Origin of the sequence: Streptomyces sp. NPDC048349 (assembly GCF_040651925.1) — a bacterium.
Classification (GTDB): domain Bacteria; phylum Actinomycetota; class Actinomycetes; order Streptomycetales; family Streptomycetaceae; genus Streptomyces.
Genome location: NZ_JBEZLA010000010.1, coordinates 43468 through 61894 on the forward strand (window position 1 = coordinate 43468; position 18427 = coordinate 61894).

An 18427-nucleotide genomic window follows, 5' to 3' on the forward strand; every position below is an offset into this window, starting at 1 on the left:
ATGCAGTAAACCGCCAGCGGGCACCCGGCCCGGGGATGACGCGGCACGACGGCAGCACGGACCATGCCACCGGCCCCTCCCAAGGGGCCTGGGCAGACCACTTCCGCTGCTGCGTCCGTGCAGGGACGGCGAGGCGCCGGCCTCCTCCTACAGGTAGCGGCGCAGGGGGAGCACCGAGGTCTCTCGGGCACGCTGCAGCAGCGAGCGACGCTTCCAGCGGTCCGGGCGGATCAGTTCGCTGGCCTCGAGGTCCTCGTCGTAGTGCGCGTCGAGGACGGCGGTGAACTCGGCGTCCATGACGGCGAGCATGACCTCCTCGTCGTGATCGAGGGAGCGGCGGTTGAAGTTCGTCGAACCGATCAGGGAGACGATGCCGTCCATGGTCATGACCTTCGCGTGCATCATGGTCGGCTGGTACTGGTGGATGCGTACGCCGCAGGCGATCAGGGCCTCGTAGTGGTGCTGTCCCGCCAGCTGGCACACCCGCTTGTCCGTGTGGGGGCCGGGCAACAGGATCTCGACGTCGACGCCGCGGCGGGCCGTGTCACACAGCAGGTCGATGAAGTAGGCGTCGGGCGCGAAGTACGCCGTCGCCAGACGCACCCGCTCCTCGGCCGATTCGAGGATCACGCGCATCAGGGTCTGCATGTCCTGCCAGCCGAAACTGGCCGAGCCGCGGACGACCTGCACGATGGCGCCCCCGCTGGGCTCGTGGCCGACGAACCGGTCGCGCTCGTCGAAGAGTTCCGCATGGCATTCGGCCCAGTTCTGGGCGAAGGCGGCGGCGATGCCGTCGACGGCGGGCCCCCGTACCTCGACGTGCGTGTCCCGCCACTCGCTGGGGTTGCGCGCGTCCCCGCACCATTCCTCGGCGATGCCGACGCCTCCGGTGAAAGCCGTCTGCTCGTCGACCACGAGGACCTTGCGGTGGCAACGGTGGTTCTGCTTGAGCGGCGAAAGGTAGAGCGGCTTGCGGAACCAGGCGACCTCGACTCCGGCACCGCTCATCTGATCCAGCAAGTCCCGCTCTATCAGACGGCTGCCGAAACCGTCCAGCAGCAGTCTCACCCGCACGCCCGCTCGCGCCCGATCGGCCAGGGCTTCGGCGAAACGCCGTGCGATGTCACCCCGCCAATAGACGAAGGTCATCATGTCGACGGTGTGGCGGGCGCCGCCGATCGCGTCCAGCATCGCGGAGAAGATCTCGTCCCCGTTGCGCAGGGGCCGCACGGCGTTGCCCTCGGTCGCCGCGATGCCGATGAGCCGCTCCAAACGCCGGCGTATGCGCTGGATCCTCTGGTCCGCCAGCGCGACGCCACTCGCGGCCCCGACCGTCGCACCGCTGAGCGGCTCCTGTCTGTCACTCATCCCGGCACTCCTCGGTCGGTCGGCCCTTCGGCGCTCAGGACCCTATCCGACGGCGCCTCGGCCTCCGGTGCCGGTGAGGGCCTTGCTCCGCTGGAGCTCGTTGCCAGCAGCGTTCGACGACACCGCGGGGCCGGTAGGCCGCGCTACGGCTCAGTCACGCGGACGCCGCCCCGGTGATCAGAGCTGGACTCGATCTCAGGTGTCGTGTCGGTGCTTGGTCACTCTGGGATGTCGATGGTGACAGATGGTGAGCTTTCGATACCTGTATGCCGTCGGCGGTCGCTCCGTCACCGGCTTGGGGTGGCGCCGGGGAGATGGTTGAGCCTCTGGTCGGCACGCTGGCCTGTCACCCGCGGGTAGCCGACGGGTGACAGCCTGTGTCTGCTGCTGAGGTTTTCACCAGTCGAGGCCGAGGTCGAGGTCGTCGAGGTCGACGTCGCTGTCGGGCGCGAGGTTCATGTCGTCGTGCCAGTCGTCGAGACCCTTGCCGTGGTGGCGGTTGTGGCTGCCGGAGTCGGTGTGGCCGGTAATGTCGCCCACCCCGCTATCGCCGCCGAGTGGGTTGTGGTCGTAGTCGTCAGAGTGGCCGCCCTTACCCCCGAAGAGGCTGGAGCCGCCGTTGCCGTTCGGGGTGTCGTGGTTATCGTTTTGGTCACCCTGCGGGTAATGGGGGTCCATGAGGTCACCGCCCATGACGCCGGGAACGCTGAGGTCGCCGTCCTGGAGGCCGGGGTCGTGGCCGTCGTCGTGGGGGACCAGGGTGACACTGTGCTGGGGGGCGGTCGGGGCAGCCATGGCGGTGGCGGGGAGGGCCACGCCGCCGCCGATCAGCGTCACGGATGCTGCGGCGAGCACGATACGACGGTTCCAGGTCCTGCTGTTCATCGGAGTTCTCCGGGGAATGGGGGAAGGGGCTGGTTGTCGGGCCCCGCATCGTTCGGGTTTTCCCGGTGGGGCCTGCTTCCAATGAACCCTGCGCCGCGGCTGCGGTCATGTCACCGGAATCCGTGACTTGACACCCGGCGCCGACTCGTGTCGTGGGTCGGTGAGGCTCCGCAGGTCGCCGTGTCGACCGCACCGCGGCTCCAAAGGGGGGAGGTGCGGTGTGGCGGCCGCCCCCTTCTGCCCTGGCGTGTCCCAATGATCAGATGACCGGGAGCTCCGCCCTTGCCCGACTCCGCCGAAACGCGCATCGGCGTGCCGCGCGGCGCCGCCTGAGAAACCGGCGCCGCCGGGCCGCCGGTACGGGGGTATCCGGTAACGGCCAGTCTTCCCGCCTGTCCCTGCTGGTCTTAAGCCTGCCGGGGCTTGCTGCCGTGGCCGCGCTGCTCTTCACCTGGCTCCAGGTCGGCCAGACCGGCAAGGAACTGCGGATCATCGAAGAAGGGCAGATCACCAACCGCTTCAACGCGGCCATCGGCAACCTGGGATCGGGCTCCGTGGATGTGCGACTCGGCGGCATCTATGCGCTGGAACGCATCATGAGCGACTCTCCGCGCGATCAGGCCACCGTCGTTTCCGTGCTCTCCGCCTACGTCCGCCGTCACGCCCCGCTGTCTACGTCCTCCCCACCTGCCGCCGACATCAATGCGGCCATGAACGTGCTGGTCCGGCGGCGCCCCGAACACGACGGAGGCCTGGAACTGGACCTGAGCCGCACCGACTTGCGGGGCTGGAAGCCCACGTATCCCTATGAAGCGCGGGTCCTCCACCTGCGGGGAGCGGTTCTCACAGGGGCGAACCTGAGTGATGCGAAGCTCAGCTCCGCAGATCTCGCCGAAGCCAGCCTGGACGAGGCAGACCTCGGCCGGGCAGATCTCTCGCATGCGACCCTCACCGGAACGGTTCTTCTGAAAGCACGGTTACGCGACACAGACTTCACCTTCGCCGACCTCGCCGATGCCTCCTTCTGTCGTCTGGAGATCGGATGCGCGGATGTGGCAGGGGTGATCTTCGCAGGCGCGGACCTGAGCCGCGCCATCCTCGAAGGCGCGGATCTCAGGAAGGCGACGCTCTGCTCGGAACGGTTCCTCTCTCGCGTCGGAAGCACTGAGGAGCCGACGAGCGAGGTCATGTGTGCCACCCTCCGGGGCGCGGCCCTCACCGGCGCAAACCTCTCCGGAGTGGACTTGACCGGCGCGGACCTGTCCGGGGCGGACCTCACCGACGCCGACCTCACACGGGCCCGCCTCGCCAAGGCGGACCTGTCCAAGGCCGATCTCACCGGCGCGAATCTCACGGGCGCAGACCTCACGGGTACCAAGCTCGGCGGCGCCACACTCAAGAAGGTGCGGGGCCTGCCACCGTCCCTCCGCCCGTGACCCGTCGGCATGCCAGGCCCTGGAGACGCCCACCGCCCCTGCCCACGAAGGCGGCGATGCCGCCGGGCCGCCGTGGCTGCCGGCCCCGGAGGTGCGCGCTCGCCTGCGAGGCACGAAGAATGAATTGAACGTGTTCAGTGCAGCTGGCAGACTGGATGTACGTCGCCCACAGGGGCGTACGCATTCGTTTCGCCGTGTCACCAGGGGGGGGTTACGGTGCATCAGAAGCGGTTGTACGGCCGGATGCTGCTGGTGTCGGTGCTGGTGGGCTGCCTGGAGGTCGCGCTCGCCGTCGTGGTGGTCCTGTTGTACGTCCGGACGCAGCCGCCGCCGAACACTCCCGTCGACCATGCAGCCCTGGTGGCGGGCCTGCTCTCCTTCGGTGTGATCGTCGGCGTGATCGCGCTCGTGCTGTCCGTGGTTTTCGTACTGCCGGCGGTGGCGTTGGCCGACCTGCTCGGGCGCCGGATCGGCGGCCGCGAGGCGTGGTGGTGGGTGCCGCTGGTGGTGGCGGCCCTGGTGGCGCCGCCCGTCGTGGCTTTCGCGGCGTACAACCACGTGGAGGTGCGGCCCGTGCTCGTCTTCGGCGCGGTGGCCACGGCCGCGCTCTCGGTGGGTGGCCTGGTAGCCCGGCCCCGGCATCCGGGACTGGTCCGGCAAGTGGCCCTTGGCGGCACGGCGGTGGTGGCGGGAACGGGCCTTGTCGGCGCTCTCGGACTCACCACTGGCCTGCTGCCCGCGTACGAGCCGCCGACGATCGGTCCCGCGACCGTGCCCGGCACATGGGTCGACCACACGACCGGAACGCTGGTCTTCACGTCGGACGGCCGGGTCACGGCCTCCGGCGTCGGCGAACACGATCCCGACGACCATCCCAGCGGCCCGTCACGGCGGTGTTCGGGTTCCGGCACCTGGTCCTACCAGCCCGGCAGGGACGCCTGGAGTCAGGAAGTCCACGTCCGCGTCCCGGGGTGTTCCTGGCCGGCGTGGAGCGTCGGCGGTACCGACCGCAAGCCCTGGCTCTACCAGCACGTGGGTCACCCGGATTCCGGAAAGCTGTACGAGCTGCGGAAGGCCGCCGACGGCTCCTGACGCCGGAACGCTGCGGCACCATCGCCGAGGCGAGTCCGGCTTGGAAGGAGGACTTGAGCGGCCTGCCGAAGCCCCCCGTGACAGAAAGCCGCTGCTGCCGGGGAGTTGGGGGATCAGCTCGCCTGGCCGTCGATGAAGTGGCGGATGTCGGCGGCCAGCGATCTCATCTGCTCTCCGGCTTCCAGCCATGTGGTCACCGACGCATTCCATCCACGCGCGGCATTGCGCCAGGGCCGCAGGGTCCACGTCAGGCCGACGTACCCGCCCGACCGGCAGACCGCGGACACGACCAGGTCCCGGTCGTTGGTTTCCCAGCAGCGCTCTCCGTCCCAGCCGGCGAAGTCGGCAGCCAGCTGATCCAGGAACGGTGCCAGCTCGCTGTGGCCGCCGGCCCACGCCACGGCCCTGTCGATGCGGGCACTGAGTCCTGGTGCCTGGATCTCGACCGCGTAGTGCACGCAGTAGCCGTCCGAGGATTCCCGCCCGCCGAATCTCACCCTCACGGACGCGTTGTCCCGGCAGACGACGGCAACTCCGGGCTGCTCATCAGGGTTGTCGCTTCGGAAGTCGTTCATGGGAACGACCCTATGCCTGGCACAGGACTGGGTTCTCCGGCGTACCGGGAAGGTACGAACTCCGCCGCTGCAACACCCACCGAAGCGATCACCGCCGGCCCCGGCCCCGGCTCCTCCTCCGGGGCCGAAGTGCGTCGAGCGGCCGAAGTCGATCAGATCGAGGCGAAGGTGTCGACTCCCGCCCGGGCGGGCCTTCTGCACCCTCAGCTCGCCGCCGCCCTTGGCGCTGGTGCCACCGGAGCTACGGTCAGACGCCCGCGCCCTGTGCCTGGCCTACGGCGTCGAGATCGCTGATCCAGCGCCGGACCGCCTCGATGAAGTCGAGGCGGCCGACCTCGTGGTGGGCAGCGACGAAGCGCAGGGCCGGCGGCTTGTCCTCCCATGAGGTGTGGCGCCGGTCGGCCTCGCGAAGGAAGACCTCACTGCCGACCGCGTTGGTGTGGAAGGTCAGCTCCAGCGGTCGCGGGCCGGTGAGCAGGAAGGTCTGCCGGAGGGAGAGGTGCCATTCGACGTCGGGGACGTGGAGCTGGTGGACGGCCGCGCGGTCGTGGTCGTAACCCGCAGTGGTGAAGCCGTCGAGGACGGCCTCGTGCAGGGGGAGCGTGGTGACGCGCACCGGGTCGAAGTCCCTCTGGGTGTCGCTCCCTTCGATCCTTACCCCGGTGTTCAGGAACAGGTCGATGCCGCTGAGCTTCCGGCCGCGGGTCTCGGACACCGGGGTCTCCCATCGGAGCCGGTGCGCGAAGGGCACCCGCCGTTCCGCACCCTTGGCGAGGGTGAAGTACCCGTTCGCGTGGATGTGGTCGATCGTGTCGCCCTTCGTGCCCTCGCCACCGCCCTTGCGCACCTGGGGCGGGTTGTAGAGGAGCGTCAGATTGATGCCCTTCAGCTCCACGGCGCGCTCCGGGGCGCGCAGCACCACCTCGCCGGTGAGCAGTCCGCCCGGGCGGGCCGGGTCGGACTGGATGATCGTGTTCACTTCGAGCGGTATGCCGCCCTTGCTCAGCAGACGTTTGAAGACCATGCGGGCAGGTTAAGCCAGATCGGCCGGCCGGTGATCGTGTATTCCGGCCGGCGGACACGATCCGGAAGAGACGGCCTCGGGGCTCAGGTCATGTTGAAGTACGGCAGGGGGCCGGCCGGTTGCGCTGCGGTCACCCGGCGGACGACCGCGATGGCGAGGATCGCGCAGAGGATGTTGAGGCTCTCGTCGACCGGGTTGCGGTAGTCCGTCTGGTCGAGGACCAGGAGGTGGAAGGCGACCGAGAGCGGCCCGTCGAGGAGCCAGACGAACCACCAGGCGTTGATCAGCCAGGCGTCGCGGGGCGGGCCGCCGGCCCGGTGGATGTCGAGGGTGATGCGGCGCGGCAGCCACCACATGGCGAGTGGGATGATCCAGGAGCCGACGGCGAAGCCGGGGGCGTACTTGTGGCTGCCCGGGGCGAGGACCTCGGCGTTGCAGCGGACGCGGTGGAACCAGACGAGGAACGAGGCCCAGCACAACACCTGGAGCGCGGCCGGGAGGGGGACCATGTCCTCTGCGAGCCAGGGCGAGTCCTTGCCGCCGGTCGCGATGACGTACACGTCGGTCAGGGCTGAGGTGGCGATCAGTGATTGGACGACGAGCGCCGGTCCGTTCGGGTTGCGGAATCTGTAGCGGGGCCCCCGCACGGCGGCCGGGCCGACCGGCACGTTGTACGCGTCCATGAATGTTCCCCCGGGATACGGTGACGCCGCCGTGGTTCGTCACGGCGGCGGTGATCATCGGCATGGTAGGTGCGTTCCCACGGGGCGTCCAAAGGGTTGGCGTCCCGCGGGACACGGTCGGTCCGGACCTTGGTGGGAACGGTCGGACCCCAGGCCCTAGCTCTGCACCGTCGCCCGCGCCGTGGTGAAGAACGTGGTGAGCACGGGTGCGAGGGCGTGCGGGTCGACGTCGTGGTTCTGGCCGGGGAAGGAGTGAAGGGTGTAGTTGCTCCCGTGGGAGGCGAGTTCCTTCGCCGCGTTGGCCATGTAGGTCTCACCCGCGGCGCCGTGTCCGACCAGGACCGGAATGGTCACACCAGCCCAGCGATCACTGGGCAGCGGGCGTCCGTCCATGAAGTCGGCCATGAGCAGGCCGTCATAGGGCAGGGTGCGGGCAGCGGCCTCCCACGCGGCCCATCTACCCGTGTGCTGCCGCATGCCGTCGACGGCTGCCGGATGCATGGCCAGCCCATACGTCAGGAAGTAGGCGAGGGCTCCTGCGGTATCCCCTCTCGCGACGAGGGCCTTGATGCGGTCGGCGTAGTCGGGTGGCAAGGGCGCACGGGTCCCGTCGACGACGAACGGCGGTTCGTACAGGGCGAGGGCAGAGACTGCGCTGCCCCTGGCCACGGCCTCCAAGGCCAGAACGGCTCCGGAGGACATGCCGAAGAGGAGCACCGGCCCACCCGCGTGCTCGATCAGGGAGTCCAGGTCGTCGATCTCGCGCTGCACCTCGTAGTGCGGATGGTCCCCGCTGTCGCCGCGTCCTCTGCGGTCGTAGTGGTAGACGGTGAAGTCCCGGGACAGCAGCGAGGCGAGGGGCGTGTGTCGTGCCCGGGTCATCAACGTACCGCCCACGAGAATCAGCGCCGGCCCTGTTTCCCCGTGCTGCTCGCAGGCCAGGGCCGTACCGTCGGTCGAGACCACCGTGAACATGCTGCTTCCCCCATGTCGCCGCCGCCGTGACCGGTGCCCTGCCAGGCGTCGCCTGGGCGGTGAACTCTCGCGGCACCGCGGGCAGTTCGGAGCTCGAGGCTCCACCCGCAGGGTACAGCCGGCGCGCTCCGGGACGATCTTGTACGGAACGACAAGATCACGAGGTGTGCAGGGTATGTTCGTGCCACTGGTCCGCGTGCCGGGAGGCGGCGGGGGCCCCCGCCGGTCAGGCCCTGGGCTCCTATGACGTAGCCATGGCCGGGGCACCGGCCCGGCAGTGCAGGGCCTGAGCGGCCTGCCGCTCTCCGATCAGCGCATGATGCGTTGCGCGCTCCACACGGGGAGAAGCTCGAAGAACGCGACCGCCTCGTCCCGCCAGCGCGAACGCCAGGTGGCGGCCTCAGCGCTGGCCAGCTGGGCGTAGTGCTGCACGTCGGCCCGCAGTTTCTGCTGGACTCCGAGCCGCACGGCGATGTCGCGGATGGTGTCGATCCTGTCCTGGGTGCAGGCTTCATCGCCGAGCACGGCCTCCACCAGGGCCCGCTCAGCCCCGGACGCGGCTCGCAGGATGGCGCTGACGGTGTAGTTGCGGCGTCCTTCGCGTATGTCACCTCCCGTCGGTTTACCCATGGCCGTCGCGTCACCGAACAGGTCCAGGTAGTCGTCGCACATCTGCCCGCCGATGCCGATGAGCCGCGCGTAGCGGCTCAGTTCCTTCTCGAAGGGGGCCGGGTCCTGGCCGGCGGCGATCAGCCCCAGCTGCAAGGGCGCGAGCGCGGAGTAGCGCGCGGACTTGTACTCGGCGACGTCGTCGAGGACGTCCTGGGAGGGGACGGCAATGAAGTCCCGTTCGATGTCGGCTATTTGACCAACGAAGGAAGCCGTAGCCGCCTTGAGCTGTGTCTCGACCATGGCCTGGCGCACCGGCAGGGACGCGGTGGAATCCAGGAGGACCTGCAGGCACAGACCCAAGGCGAGGTCACCCGCGAGCACGGCCAGCCCCAAGGCCGTCTTGGGCTGGCCGGGGAAGCGGCTGCGGTAGGCGTAGTAGGTGGAGGGTCCGCCCCGGCGGGTGGCGCTGTCGTCGATGATGTCGTCGTGGATCAGGCCATGGGTCTGCAGCAGCTCGATGCTCAGCGCCGCCGCATCCAGGCCCTCCACAGGCTCGGTGGTGACCAGCCGGGCGGCTTCGAACACAAACGCCGCGCGCGTCCGCTTGCCGCCGCGCAGGGACAGGTCCCTCACCAGATCCACGCACTCAGGCGTGAACCTGCTGAACCGCGGAGCCTCCAATGTGGCCGCCAGACCGGCGAAGTACTCCTCGCAGAGCCTCCCGAACCGGCTCTCGTACCCGGCCAGGCGGGTCCGGATCTGCTCCGCGAGGGCAGCTGTACCAGTCACGCAGGAAACTCCAATGCAACGAGAGGGGGATGGGGCTCGCCGAAGACCGGTGCCCGTCGGGCTCGGAACCCATGGGACCACGACCTCCCGCCGCCGCATCAGCCAGCCCCTCCCGCGGGCAGTGCCCCCAGGCTGAGTACTCCGTACACCGGTAGGGTGCCAAGACAGGCACCGCCTACGTCGACGGCCGGCGGCCGACCTCAGGCCGGCTTGCGCCACACGGATACGTGCTTCGCGGAGTCCTGGGTGAACGGCGACCCGTCCCAGTCCGCGACGCGACGTTCCAGCTCGAGCCCAGCGATCCGTGCCATCAGGTCGAGCTCTGCCGGCCAGGCGTAGCGGTGCCGGGACTTGCTGCGGCGATAGCGGCCGTCGTCGTCGCTGCCGTCGCCGTCGCGGGTGAAGTGGTGCGAGACGAGAATCTGCTCGACGAGGTCAAAGGTGTCGAACCCGAGATGCTGCTCGGAGACGTCGAACGGCACCGCGACCTGGCCGGGCGGCAGGAACCGCAGCGGCGGCACGCCCAGCTCGATGACGAACCGGCCGCCGGGCGCCAGATGGCGTGCGGCGTTGCGGAAACACTCGACCTGCTCGTCCTGCGTGAGCAGGTTCGTGATGGTGTTGTAGACGAGATAGACCAGGGTGAACTCGCCGGGAACCACGGTGGTGGCCATGTCCCCGATGACTACCGGGAGCGTGTGGCCGTCGACCTTGTGCCGCAGCACCGCGGCCATGTGCTCGGACAGTTCGATGCCCACGAGCGGCACGCCGCGTTCGCGGAGCGGGACGCCCACGCGTCCGGTCCCGATGGCGAACTCCAGTGCCGGACCGTCTCCGGCGAGCTCGGCGAGGAAGGCAAGAGTCGGTTCGAGGACGGCCGCCGAAGACATCTGGACCTCCTCGGCGTCGTAGCGGTCAGCGGTCGCACGGGTCCACAGCTCACTGCTCGTCATGGGCAGCCACCTTGCACGGTGCCGAGGGAGGCTGTCGACGCATTTACCTCCACCTGCTCCCATCCCATGGTGCGGGGCGGGTCTGGGGGCGGCACCTCCCAGCGGTAGCTGGGGGAGCAAGATCCGAAAGGGACGACCTAGCCGCCCGTCGTGCCGTCGAGCATCTCGCGCAGGATGTCCAAGTGGCCGTTGTGCCGGGCTGTCTCCTCGGTGAGGTGAAGGAGGATCCAGCGCAGGTCGACATGGAGGCCGTCGCGGACGGCTCGCTTGGCCTGGGCGTCCAGGCCGCTCCCGGCGACCAGCTCGCGGTAGCGGCAGCTCTGTTCGGCGTATTCGTCGAGCAGCTGAGTGAGCGGGAAGTCGACGGCGATCCGCATCTCGCGGTCGGGGTCCTCCTCGGTCCAGGGGCCGTGGTCTTCCTCGCCGAGGAAGACCACCTGGAACCAGTAGTACTCGACCCAGCGGAGGTGGTTGATCACCCCGCTCATCGTCATCAGCGGTGATCCCGGCAGGAGCGCCTTGCGGGCGTTCTCCGCAGACACGCCCGCGCACTTGGCGCGGGCGGTGTCACGTGTGTAGTCGAGAAAAGTGGTGAGCTGGGTGCGCTCGTCCCACGAGGGCGGGGTGTCGTCGATTCTGGTCATCGCGCGAAGCGTCCCCGATCACCGCAACCGATGTCGAGGCATTTTCGGCGTGCCCTGGTCCTCCGGGCGAGGGGTCTCATTCCCCGGCGGTGGGCGGTGGGTCGGTGTTCTTCGCAGCGTTGGGGTGGACGGCATCGCGGAGCGTCCGCAGGCCCACGACCAGGTCGCGCAGTTGTTCAGGGGTGAAGAGGCCGGTGAACCAGCGCTCGATCTCTTCGAGGTGGTCGGCCAGTACCCCGCGGAGCCGGTCTGCGCCTTCGGGGGTGAGGACGGCATAGGTGCTGCGCCGGTCGTCCGGGCTTGCCTCGCGGCGTACGAGGCCGCCGCGCTGCAGGCGGTCCACCACCCGCGTGACGCCACTGGTCGACAGCAGCGACTGGGCGGCCAGGTCGGTCATCCGCAAGCGGCCCTCGGGGGAGCGGCTCAACCGAGTGAGGGCGCTGAAGTCCAGAGAGGACATGCCTGCCTTCTCCAAGGTCGGTGCCAGCCGCGCGATCAGGCCGTCGTGGGCCTCGAAGAGCAGGCCGGCCGCGGTCAGGCGGGGGTCGTCGAAGACATCGGGGTCCATGCCCTCATTCTAACCCCAGATGTTTGACATGAGGATAGTTGACGTGCGGAACATCTAGGCGGTAGAAACTACTTGCTGCGGGGATATTCCTCACAGCAACTAAAAACGGCGTCGGTCATCGGACGCCGACCGACCTCGCAACCCGTACCACGACAGGGAGTTCATCCTCATGACGACGACCGCCTGGGTCGCAGGCTTCCGTTCCGCCGTCCTCAGCCCCCACGAGGCCCTCCAGATCAAGCCCTCCCGCGGCTTCAACGATCAGACGCTGCGCCAGATCCTGCACCTCGACGGCGGCGGCGAGGCACTGCGCGTGATCCTCAGCAACGAGTACGGCAAGGAGCCGCTGGTCATCGCCGCGGCGCGGCTTGCCGTCCGCACCAGCGGCAGCGCCGTCGACCCGGCCACCGACACCGCGTTGCGTTTCGGCGGCGCAACCGAGGTGGTCATTCCGGTCGGCGAGCGGCTGCAGAGCGACCCGGTCGCCCTTGCGGTGTCAGCCGGGACCGACTTGGCGTTGACCCTGCGACTGCCCGAGGACACCGGCCTCGCGACGTACTCCCACACCCCGTCGCAGAACGCCTACGTGCTGCCCGGCGACGCGCTCTCGGCGGATTTCACGGGCGCCGAGGAGATCGACGGCCGCTACTACGTCGTCGGCGTCGACGTTCTCGCCCCCGAGAACACCGCGATTGCGGTCGCGTTCGGCGACTCGTGGTTCGAGGGTGTCGGCACCTCCACCGGCACCAACCAGCGCTTCCCCAACCAGCTGAACCGGCGGCTCGACCGCGGCTGGGTCGTCAACCAGGGCATCGGCGGCAATCGCCTGCTGACCGACGAGGTCGGCCTGCGCGGCCTGGCCCGCTTCGAACGCGACGTCCTCCAGGTACCGGGCGTCACCCACGTGCTCTTCCACTTCGGCCTCAACGACGTGGGCCTGCCGGGCATGGTCGGCGAGCCCCCGGCGCGCGCCGAGGACCTGATCGCGGGCTTCACCGAGCTTGCCGACCGCGCGCGTTCGGCAGGACTGGCAGCCATCGGCATGACGATGGGCCCGTACGCCGGAACCGTCTACCCGGGCATCGACACCCCTGAAGGCCGCGCGGTCCGGCGCGAGGTCAACGCGTGGATCCGCACCTCCACCGTCTTCGAGGCCGTCGTCGACATCGCCGCGGCCGTCCAGGACCCCGACGCCCCGGACGCCATCCGCGCCGACCTCGACAGCGGCGACCACCTCCACCTCAACGACGCGGGCGCACACGCGATGGCCGCCGCCGTCGACCTCGCGCACGTGCGCCTGTGACACCCGGTGCTCGGGGTTCTGGTCGGCGGTTGAGCCCCCGCGCAGCGGATGGGTCCGTGTCGCAATCCTTCGGCCGGACCGTTCGGCGACGCCGGCCCCGAGGCGAGTCACCGGCAAGAGCCGGCCTGCGGATGCGTGAGGCCGGTGCCGGGTGTCGGCAGGCGTCGTTGCCCGTCACCCAGGCCTGCTTCCTGTCCAGGGCCCCTGTCAGAGCCGACCGGCAGGCGAGGCGGCGTCATCTCACGGGCGGCCGTCCGCTTCGTGTTCCCTGATCGCTGCTTCCACCAGAGCGCGTGCGGCCCAGGTGATGGCCTCTTCTTCGGCTTGCGGATCAAGGCCCCGGACGTCACGCAGGGCGATCTGCGCTTCCCAGCCCACCACGATGGTCAGGGCCGAGATCAAGCGGTCGAACGACTCCTTGCCCAGGGTGTCGCGGAGCGGTGCGCAGGCCTGCTCCAGCCACTCGATCCGGCGCGGGCCGCGGCGCGGGCCGACCGGTTCCTCGGCGCCGGCCACGGGCTGATCGACGGTCAGGCGGATCAGCCGACGGCCAAGGGGTAGCGACTGCGGTGAGTACTTCAACAGCGTCCTTATGAGGGCGTCCACCCGGCCGGCCGGGTCGTCTGCGATCGCGGGGTCGTTCAACGCTTCCTCGACCGGGGGCTCGTTGAGAGCGCCGGCGGTCGCGTCGATCAGCAGGTGGTCGAGGCTCGGGAAGTACGCGTAGACCGTGCGCCGCGACACGTCGGCAGCGGCCGCGATCTCGTCGATGGACGGCGTCGCTCCGCCCGCGCACAGCCGCACCGCCGCGTCGACGATCGCCTTGCGGGTCCGACGGCGCTGCGCTTCGCGGCCACCGCGGCGGGTTGGCTCGTCACGGGTCATCGCGGGTCGCTCCTGATCGGTGGGTGGACGGGACCTTGACGCCCCCTCAGTCAATGAGTATATCTTCATGCAGTCGCTGCACACGAGTGCAGTGACTGCACCGGAATGAAAACGCGCTCGTTGCGCACAGTTCCACAGCCACACCCGTCAGCCACACCCGTCACAGGAACCGGGTCGTCGGTGTCTTGACGCCGAAACCCTTGAAGCGAAGGACGCACCATGAACGAGAACACCGAAGTGGTCGTGATCGGCGGCGGGTACGCCGGAGTCATGGCAGCCAACCGCCTGACGCAGCGCGCCGACGTGACCGTGACGCTGATCAATCCGCGCCGGCACTTCGTGGAGCGGATCCGTCTGCACCAGCTGGTGGGCGGGACCGACGACGCGGTCGTCGATTACAGAGAGGTCCTGGACCACGACGTCCGGCTGGTGGTCGACACCGTGACCCGGATCGACGCGGACGGGCGCAGCGTGGCCCTGGCATCGGGCGGCACGGTCGGCTACGACTACCTGATCTACGCGGTGGGCAGCGGCAGCGCCGACCCGAGCGTGACCGGGGCGGCCGAGTTCGCCTACCCGATCGCCACCCTGGAGGACGCGCAGCGGCTGCGGCCGGTCCTCGACGCAGCCCCCGCGACGGCCGCGGTGACGGTGGTCGGCGCCGGGCCGACGGGCATCGAGACGGCCGCCGAGCTGCGGAGGCCGGCCGCGCGGTGACCCTGATCTGCGGCGGGGTCCTCGGCCCGTACCTGCACCCGCGCGGCCGGCGCTCGATCACCAAGCGGCTGACCGGGCTCGGTGTGACCGTGCTCGACGGCCCCGACACGAAGGTGACCGAGGTGACCCGTGACGCCGTCCGGCTCGGCAGCGGCCGCACTCTGCCCAGCGAGGTGACCATCTGGACCGCCGGATTCGGCGTGCCGGACCTGGCTGCTCGCAGCGGGCTGAGCACCGACGCCCTGGGCCGGCTCCTCACGGACGAGACCCTGACCAGCGTGGACGACGTACGCGTGATCGCGGCCGGCGACTCGGCCGCGCCGTCGGGCCTGCCGGCGCGCATGAGCTGCCAGGCAGCGATGCCCCAGGGCGCACGGGCCGCCGACACGGTGCTCAGCCGGATCGAAGGCGAGCAGCCCGCCACCCTCAATCAGGTGTTCGCAGGTCAGTGCATCAGCGTGGGCCGAGGCGCCGGCATGTTCCAGTTCGCCCACAAGAACGACGTCGCGCTGTGGTTCCACATCGCCGGCCGACCCGGCGCGAAGCTCAAGGAGTTCGTGTGCAAGGGCACCGTCAAGCACCTGGCGGACGAGGCGGGCAAGCCCGGGTCGTACAGCCTGCACAACATCTCGGGAGGTGGCATACGGGAGCAGCTGCTCCGAGCCGGCCGCGACACGCCGCCGGTCGCCGCCGCGCGGACCGGGTCTGGGGGCACCTCCCAGCGGTAGCCGGGGGAGGAGGACCCGGTTCGCCGCCGTACTGCCCAGTGCGCTGACCGTTCACCCGCCCGGCCGTCGACGCGTTCGTCCGACAAATCCGCTACCCGGCGGCCGGAGCGCCGTGATACACAACCGACGTGCAAAAAATCTTGGAGTTTCCCGAGGTCCTGCGGCTGATCGAAGACCGTTCGGCCGCGTTCCGCGCCGCGATGGCGTCCGCCCGCGACCTTGACGTCCAGGTCCCGACCTGCCCGGACTGGACGCTGCGCGAACTGGCGCAGCACCTCGGCGACGGCCGCCGCCGCCAGGCCGCCATCGTCGCGGCGGGCCCGGGCGCTGAGCCCCCGGCGAAGACGGACCCGAAGGGCGCCCCGACCGCGCCCCGCGACCGCGAAGCCCTGGACGCCTGGCTCGCCGAGTCGACCGGGCTCATGCTCGACGCGATGCGCGAGGCCGGCCCTGACCGCGGCTGCTGGACCTGGTGGGGCCGCTCGCAAGCCCCGCAGACCAGCGGAGCCGTGGCCCGGCACCAGATCCAGGAGATCGCCGTCCACACCTACGACGTCCAGCTCACCCAGGGGGCCGCACAGCCGCTGCCGACGGACGTCGCGGTCGAGGGCGTCGACGAGTTCCTGACGACCGTCTCCGCGACGACCGTCCCCTGGCCGTTCAAGCCGGCGACCATCGACCTGCACACGACCGAAGGCCGCTCCTGGCGCCTGACCCTCAACGCCGACGGCGTCCGCTGCGACGACCTCGCCGCCGACGCGGAGCCGGGCGACATGGCGATGCGGGGCGCAGCGAGCGAACTGGTCCTCTACTTCTACGACCGCGTCCCGCTCGACGGCCTGCAGACCACCGGCAACACCGAGCCGATGGAGCAGCTTGCAGACTGGGACCCGAACGCGTAGAGCGCGCCGAGGCTCGTTCGAACTCCCGGACCGGGGTCCGTGGGCTGCACCCTGGGCTCGGTGGCCGGCATGGCCGATGCAGACTGGGGCCATGGAGCATTCGCAGCCACACATGTACGACAAGGACGGAGCCAAAGCCAGAAGGAATGGCAGACAACTAGGAACGGTCGAGCGCATATGGCGCTATCCGATCAAGTCGACGGGAGGTGAACTCCTGGAACAAGCAGACGTTGACCCCCGCGGCCTCGTCGGCGACCGCCTGTTCGCGGTGCGCGACAGCAAGGGCAAGTTCGGCTCGGGGAAGAACACCCGGAGGTTCCGCCGGATGCCCGGTCTGCTGCAGCTGCGCTCCCGGTACCCGGACGGGGCGGAGCAGCCCGAACTGCTGGATCCGCGCGGTGCGAAGGTTGCGGATCCGACAGCGTACCTTCGCCGATACCTCGACCGACCCGACGTCGAACTGGCACGGGAGCAAGCGATCTCCCACTTCGACCAGCTCCCTCTCAGCATCCTCACCACTGCCACCCTCGACTGGGTGCGCGCAGCCGTTCCCGGCGTACCGGTCGACGAGCGCCGCTTCCGGCCGAACCTCCTGGTACGGACCCCACCGGGTACCCCTCCGTTCGTCGAAGACGAGTGGTTCGGATGCAAGGCGTGGATCGGGACTGCCCTGTGCGTGGAGTTCGTGCGCTCCAGCGAGCGGTGTGTCATGACCAACGAGGCCCAGCAGGATCTGCCGCATTCCCCCCTGGTGCTGCGGGTCATCGCGAAGGCCCATCACGCCCGGTTGGACGCCCTGGCCACAGTGGTGGCACCCGGCCCGGTGACTGCCGGGGACGCTGTTGCCCTCATGTGACGGGGGTGGGGAACGGGCTCAGGAGGGACGTGATCGTGTCGGAAGACGGGCCGGAGGAGCTGGCCACGGCGCAGCGTGAGCACTGGCAGCAGACCTATGGCGAGCATCCCGGCATGTACGGCGAGGAGCCGTCCGCGCCCGCGGTCCATGCCGCCGCGGTGTTCCGGGCCGCCGGTGCACACACGGTGCTGGAGCTGGGCGCCGGGCACGGTCGCGACGCGCTCTACTTCGCCCGCGAGGGTTTTTCCGTGCTGGCCACCGACTTCAGCCCGGTCGGTTTGGAGCAGCTGCGTGAGGCAGCCGTCGCGCACGAGGTCGTCGAGAAGGTCACGACGGCGATCCAAGACGTGCGCGAGCCGCTTCCGCTCGCGGACGCCTCGGTGGACGCGGTCTTCGCGCACATGCTGCTGTGCATGGCACTGTCCACAAAGGAGATCCACGCCCTGATCGCAGAAGTCCGCCGCGTGCTGCGACCGGGCGGCGCCTTCGTCTACACCGTGCGCCACACCGGAGACGCCCATTACCGGGCCGGTACCGGATACGGGGACGACATCTGGGAGCACGGCGGCTTCGCCGTCCACTTCTTCTCCCGCGACCTGGTCGACGCCCTGGCCGAGGACTGGAGCCTTGAGGAGGTTCACGCCTTCGAGGAGGGCGGCCTCCCTCGCAGGCTGTGGCGCGTCACCCAGACCGTGCCGGCGTGAACGGGGTTCCAAGCGCGAGCCGCAGTTCCCTCTCGAGTCCTGGTTCACCTTCTGTGACGCGGCCGCGCTGAGTGATCGACCGATGCCCGAGAGGCGCTGCGATCCCTCGATTTACGCCCTGCCCGTGCCCTGTTCCGGCCTGCCTATGCCAGCTGCTTGAACATGTGGACGTCCTCGGCTCCACCGGGAATTCCCCGTGTCCGCCCGGTCTCGACATACCCGTGACGCTGGTAGAAACCCGGGGCCTGAAACGTGAAGGACGACACACAGGCGCGGTCGCAGCCACGTTGCCGCGCCTCTTCCTCCGCAGCCGTCAGGAGCTTCGATCCCCACCCGTCCCCGCGGCTCGTCTCACGGATCCAGAGCATTTCGATCCCGAGGAGCCCGCCCCAGGTCCAAGCGGTCAGTCCTCCGATGAGCTCGCCGGCGTCATCGACATACTTCACGGACAGGGAACCTTGGTCGGCGGCAGTGGTTCCGGTCGCCGGAAAGTTGACCTCGTCCAGGCCCCGGGACAGGCGTTCGTTCAGCTCCGTGTCGTGCTGGCCGACCGTCAACGTCCCACTGGTGTGATCATGTGTCATGCCGCAGAGTGTGACACCCGGGCCACTGTTCCCGCGTTCGAATTCAGGTGCGGAGAAGGACCGAGATCAGAAAACGGGACACCGCCGAAGGCGTCACCGGCACGGCGCGATCACCGGCACTCTCACCCGCCCGCAGGTCCTGGT

At 69.5% G+C, this 18427-nt stretch carries 18 protein-coding genes and 1 pseudogene; 7 read left to right on the forward strand and 12 right to left on the reverse strand.

The annotated features are described in order from the left end of the window. Positions 1–147: 147 nt before the first annotated feature. Together AB0D44_RS08390 and AB0D44_RS08395 are read right to left on the reverse strand one after the other, a co-directional pair. Entirely contained in the window at positions 148–1368 is a 1221-nt protein-coding gene (locus AB0D44_RS08390; protein WP_362586329.1) for a phospholipase D-like domain-containing protein, read from the reverse strand. Between the two features lie 396 nt (positions 1369–1764). Next, the gene (locus AB0D44_RS08395; protein ID WP_362586332.1) at positions 1765–2253 is read right to left on the reverse strand and encodes a hypothetical protein; all 489 of its coding nucleotides are present in this window, start codon (positions 2251–2253) and stop codon (positions 1765–1767) included. Between the two features lie 263 nt (positions 2254–2516). On the opposite strand from AB0D44_RS08395, the gene AB0D44_RS08400 reads away from it, so the two are divergent. Together AB0D44_RS08400 and AB0D44_RS08405 are read left to right on the forward strand one after the other, a co-directional pair. Further along, complete coding sequence (locus AB0D44_RS08400) at positions 2517–3689, forward strand: pentapeptide repeat-containing protein (protein WP_362586335.1); 1173 nt, start codon at positions 2517–2519, stop codon at positions 3687–3689. Positions 3690–3905: 216 nt separating this feature from the next. Further along, positions 3906–4781: a hypothetical protein gene (locus tag AB0D44_RS08405; protein WP_362586338.1), complete on the forward strand. Its 876-nt coding sequence runs from the start codon at positions 3906–3908 to the stop codon at positions 4779–4781. Positions 4782–4894: 113 nt separating this feature from the next. Here the strand turns inward: AB0D44_RS08405 and AB0D44_RS08410 are convergent, their stop codons facing one another. The 8 genes from AB0D44_RS08410 to AB0D44_RS08445 all read right to left on the reverse strand — a co-directional run bounded on the left by AB0D44_RS08410 (position 4895) and on the right by AB0D44_RS08445 (position 11604). After that, entirely contained in the window at positions 4895–5356 is a 462-nt protein-coding gene (locus AB0D44_RS08410) for a DUF6228 family protein (protein ID WP_362586341.1), read from the reverse strand. Positions 5357–5603: 247 nt separating this feature from the next. Then, on the reverse strand, positions 5604–6380 hold the full coding sequence (locus AB0D44_RS08415) for a sporulation protein (RefSeq protein WP_362586343.1): 777 nt from the start codon (positions 6378–6380) through the stop codon (positions 5604–5606). Between the two features lie 83 nt (positions 6381–6463). Continuing rightward, positions 6464–7063: a DUF4328 domain-containing protein gene (locus tag AB0D44_RS08420; protein WP_362586346.1), complete on the reverse strand. Its 600-nt coding sequence runs from the start codon at positions 7061–7063 to the stop codon at positions 6464–6466. Positions 7064–7219: 156 nt separating this feature from the next. Continuing rightward, complete coding sequence (locus tag AB0D44_RS08425; RefSeq protein WP_362586348.1) at positions 7220–8038, reverse strand: alpha/beta hydrolase; 819 nt, start codon at positions 8036–8038, stop codon at positions 7220–7222. A 309-nt stretch (positions 8039–8347) separates the two neighbouring features. Next, a complete protein-coding gene (locus tag AB0D44_RS08430) occupies positions 8348–9439 on the reverse strand; it encodes a polyprenyl synthetase family protein (protein WP_362586351.1) in 1092 nt (363 codons plus the stop codon). A gap of 200 nt (positions 9440–9639) precedes the next feature. Continuing rightward, entirely contained in the window at positions 9640–10392 is a 753-nt protein-coding gene (locus AB0D44_RS08435) for a class I SAM-dependent methyltransferase (RefSeq protein ID WP_362586354.1), read from the reverse strand. Between the two features lie 137 nt (positions 10393–10529). Continuing rightward, positions 10530–11036 carry a DinB family protein gene (locus tag AB0D44_RS08440; protein ID WP_362586357.1) on the reverse strand — a complete coding sequence of 169 codons (507 nt, stop codon included), beginning with the start codon at positions 11034–11036 and terminating at the stop codon, positions 10530–10532. Positions 11037–11112: 76 nt separating this feature from the next. Continuing rightward, on the reverse strand, positions 11113–11604 hold the full coding sequence (locus AB0D44_RS08445) for a MarR family transcriptional regulator (protein WP_362586360.1): 492 nt from the start codon (positions 11602–11604) through the stop codon (positions 11113–11115). A 169-nt stretch (positions 11605–11773) separates the two neighbouring features. On the opposite strand from AB0D44_RS08445, the gene AB0D44_RS08450 reads away from it, so the two are divergent. After that, a complete protein-coding gene (locus AB0D44_RS08450) occupies positions 11774–12907 on the forward strand; it encodes a GDSL-type esterase/lipase family protein (RefSeq protein ID WP_362586363.1) in 1134 nt (377 codons plus the stop codon). Between the two features lie 240 nt (positions 12908–13147). On the opposite strand, the gene AB0D44_RS08455 is transcribed toward AB0D44_RS08450, so the two are convergent. Further along, complete coding sequence (locus AB0D44_RS08455; RefSeq protein WP_362586365.1) at positions 13148–13792, reverse strand: TetR/AcrR family transcriptional regulator; 645 nt, start codon at positions 13790–13792, stop codon at positions 13148–13150. A 219-nt stretch (positions 13793–14011) separates the two neighbouring features. On the opposite strand from AB0D44_RS08455, the pseudogene AB0D44_RS08460 reads away from it, so the two are divergent. From AB0D44_RS08460 to AB0D44_RS08475, 4 genes and pseudogenes are all read left to right on the forward strand, one after another. Beyond that, positions 14012–15237 (forward strand): annotated as a pseudogene (locus tag AB0D44_RS08460) (FAD-dependent oxidoreductase). 128 nt (positions 15238–15365) lie between these two features. Beyond that, positions 15366–16139 (forward strand): maleylpyruvate isomerase family mycothiol-dependent enzyme, encoded by a 774-nt coding sequence (locus AB0D44_RS08465; RefSeq protein ID WP_362586368.1) that lies wholly within the window; start codon positions 15366–15368, stop codon positions 16137–16139. A 91-nt stretch (positions 16140–16230) separates the two neighbouring features. Beyond that, complete coding sequence (locus AB0D44_RS08470) at positions 16231–16995, forward strand: MOSC N-terminal beta barrel domain-containing protein (protein ID WP_362586371.1); 765 nt, start codon at positions 16231–16233, stop codon at positions 16993–16995. A gap of 35 nt (positions 16996–17030) precedes the next feature. Continuing rightward, a complete protein-coding gene (locus tag AB0D44_RS08475; RefSeq protein WP_362586374.1) occupies positions 17031–17699 on the forward strand; it encodes a class I SAM-dependent methyltransferase in 669 nt (222 codons plus the stop codon). A gap of 143 nt (positions 17700–17842) precedes the next feature. On the opposite strand, the gene AB0D44_RS08480 is transcribed toward AB0D44_RS08475, so the two are convergent. After that, positions 17843–18283, reverse strand: coding sequence for a GNAT family N-acetyltransferase (locus AB0D44_RS08480; protein ID WP_362586377.1), 441 nt, complete (start codon positions 18281–18283; stop codon positions 17843–17845). Positions 18284–18427 lie beyond the last annotated feature (144 nt).

Excerpts from the sequence above, each read along its gene's own strand:
- AB0D44_RS08390 (WP_362586329.1), bottom strand. The coding sequence starts at position 1,368 with ATGAGTGACAGACAGGAGCCGCTCAGCGGTGCGACGGTCGGGGCCGCG.
- AB0D44_RS08420 (WP_362586346.1), bottom strand. The coding sequence starts at position 7,063 with ATGGACGCGTACAACGTGCCGGTCGGCCCGGCCGCCGTGCGGGGGCCC.
- AB0D44_RS08450 (WP_362586363.1), top strand. The coding sequence starts at position 11,774 with ATGACGACGACCGCCTGGGTCGCAGGCTTCCGTTCCGCCGTCCTCAGC.
- AB0D44_RS08395 (WP_362586332.1), bottom strand. The coding sequence starts at position 2,253 with ATGAACAGCAGGACCTGGAACCGTCGTATCGTGCTCGCCGCAGCATCC.
- AB0D44_RS08435 (WP_362586354.1), bottom strand. The coding sequence starts at position 10,392 with ATGACGAGCAGTGAGCTGTGGACCCGTGCGACCGCTGACCGCTACGAC.
- AB0D44_RS08425 (WP_362586348.1), bottom strand. The coding sequence starts at position 8,038 with ATGTTCACGGTGGTCTCGACCGACGGTACGGCCCTGGCCTGCGAGCAG.
- AB0D44_RS08415 (WP_362586343.1), bottom strand. The coding sequence starts at position 6,380 with ATGGTCTTCAAACGTCTGCTGAGCAAGGGCGGCATACCGCTCGAAGTG.
- AB0D44_RS08480 (WP_362586377.1), bottom strand. The coding sequence starts at position 18,283 with ATGACACATGATCACACCAGTGGGACGTTGACGGTCGGCCAGCACGAC.
- AB0D44_RS08455 (WP_362586365.1), bottom strand. The coding sequence starts at position 13,792 with ATGACCCGTGACGAGCCAACCCGCCGCGGTGGCCGCGAAGCGCAGCGC.
- AB0D44_RS08400 (WP_362586335.1), top strand. The coding sequence starts at position 2,517 with ATGACCGGGAGCTCCGCCCTTGCCCGACTCCGCCGAAACGCGCATCGG.
- AB0D44_RS08440 (WP_362586357.1), bottom strand. The coding sequence starts at position 11,036 with ATGACCAGAATCGACGACACCCCGCCCTCGTGGGACGAGCGCACCCAG.
- AB0D44_RS08445 (WP_362586360.1), bottom strand. The coding sequence starts at position 11,604 with ATGGACCCCGATGTCTTCGACGACCCCCGCCTGACCGCGGCCGGCCTG.
- AB0D44_RS08410 (WP_362586341.1), bottom strand. The coding sequence starts at position 5,356 with ATGAACGACTTCCGAAGCGACAACCCTGATGAGCAGCCCGGAGTTGCC.
- AB0D44_RS08470 (WP_362586371.1), top strand. The coding sequence starts at position 16,231 with ATGGAGCATTCGCAGCCACACATGTACGACAAGGACGGAGCCAAAGCC.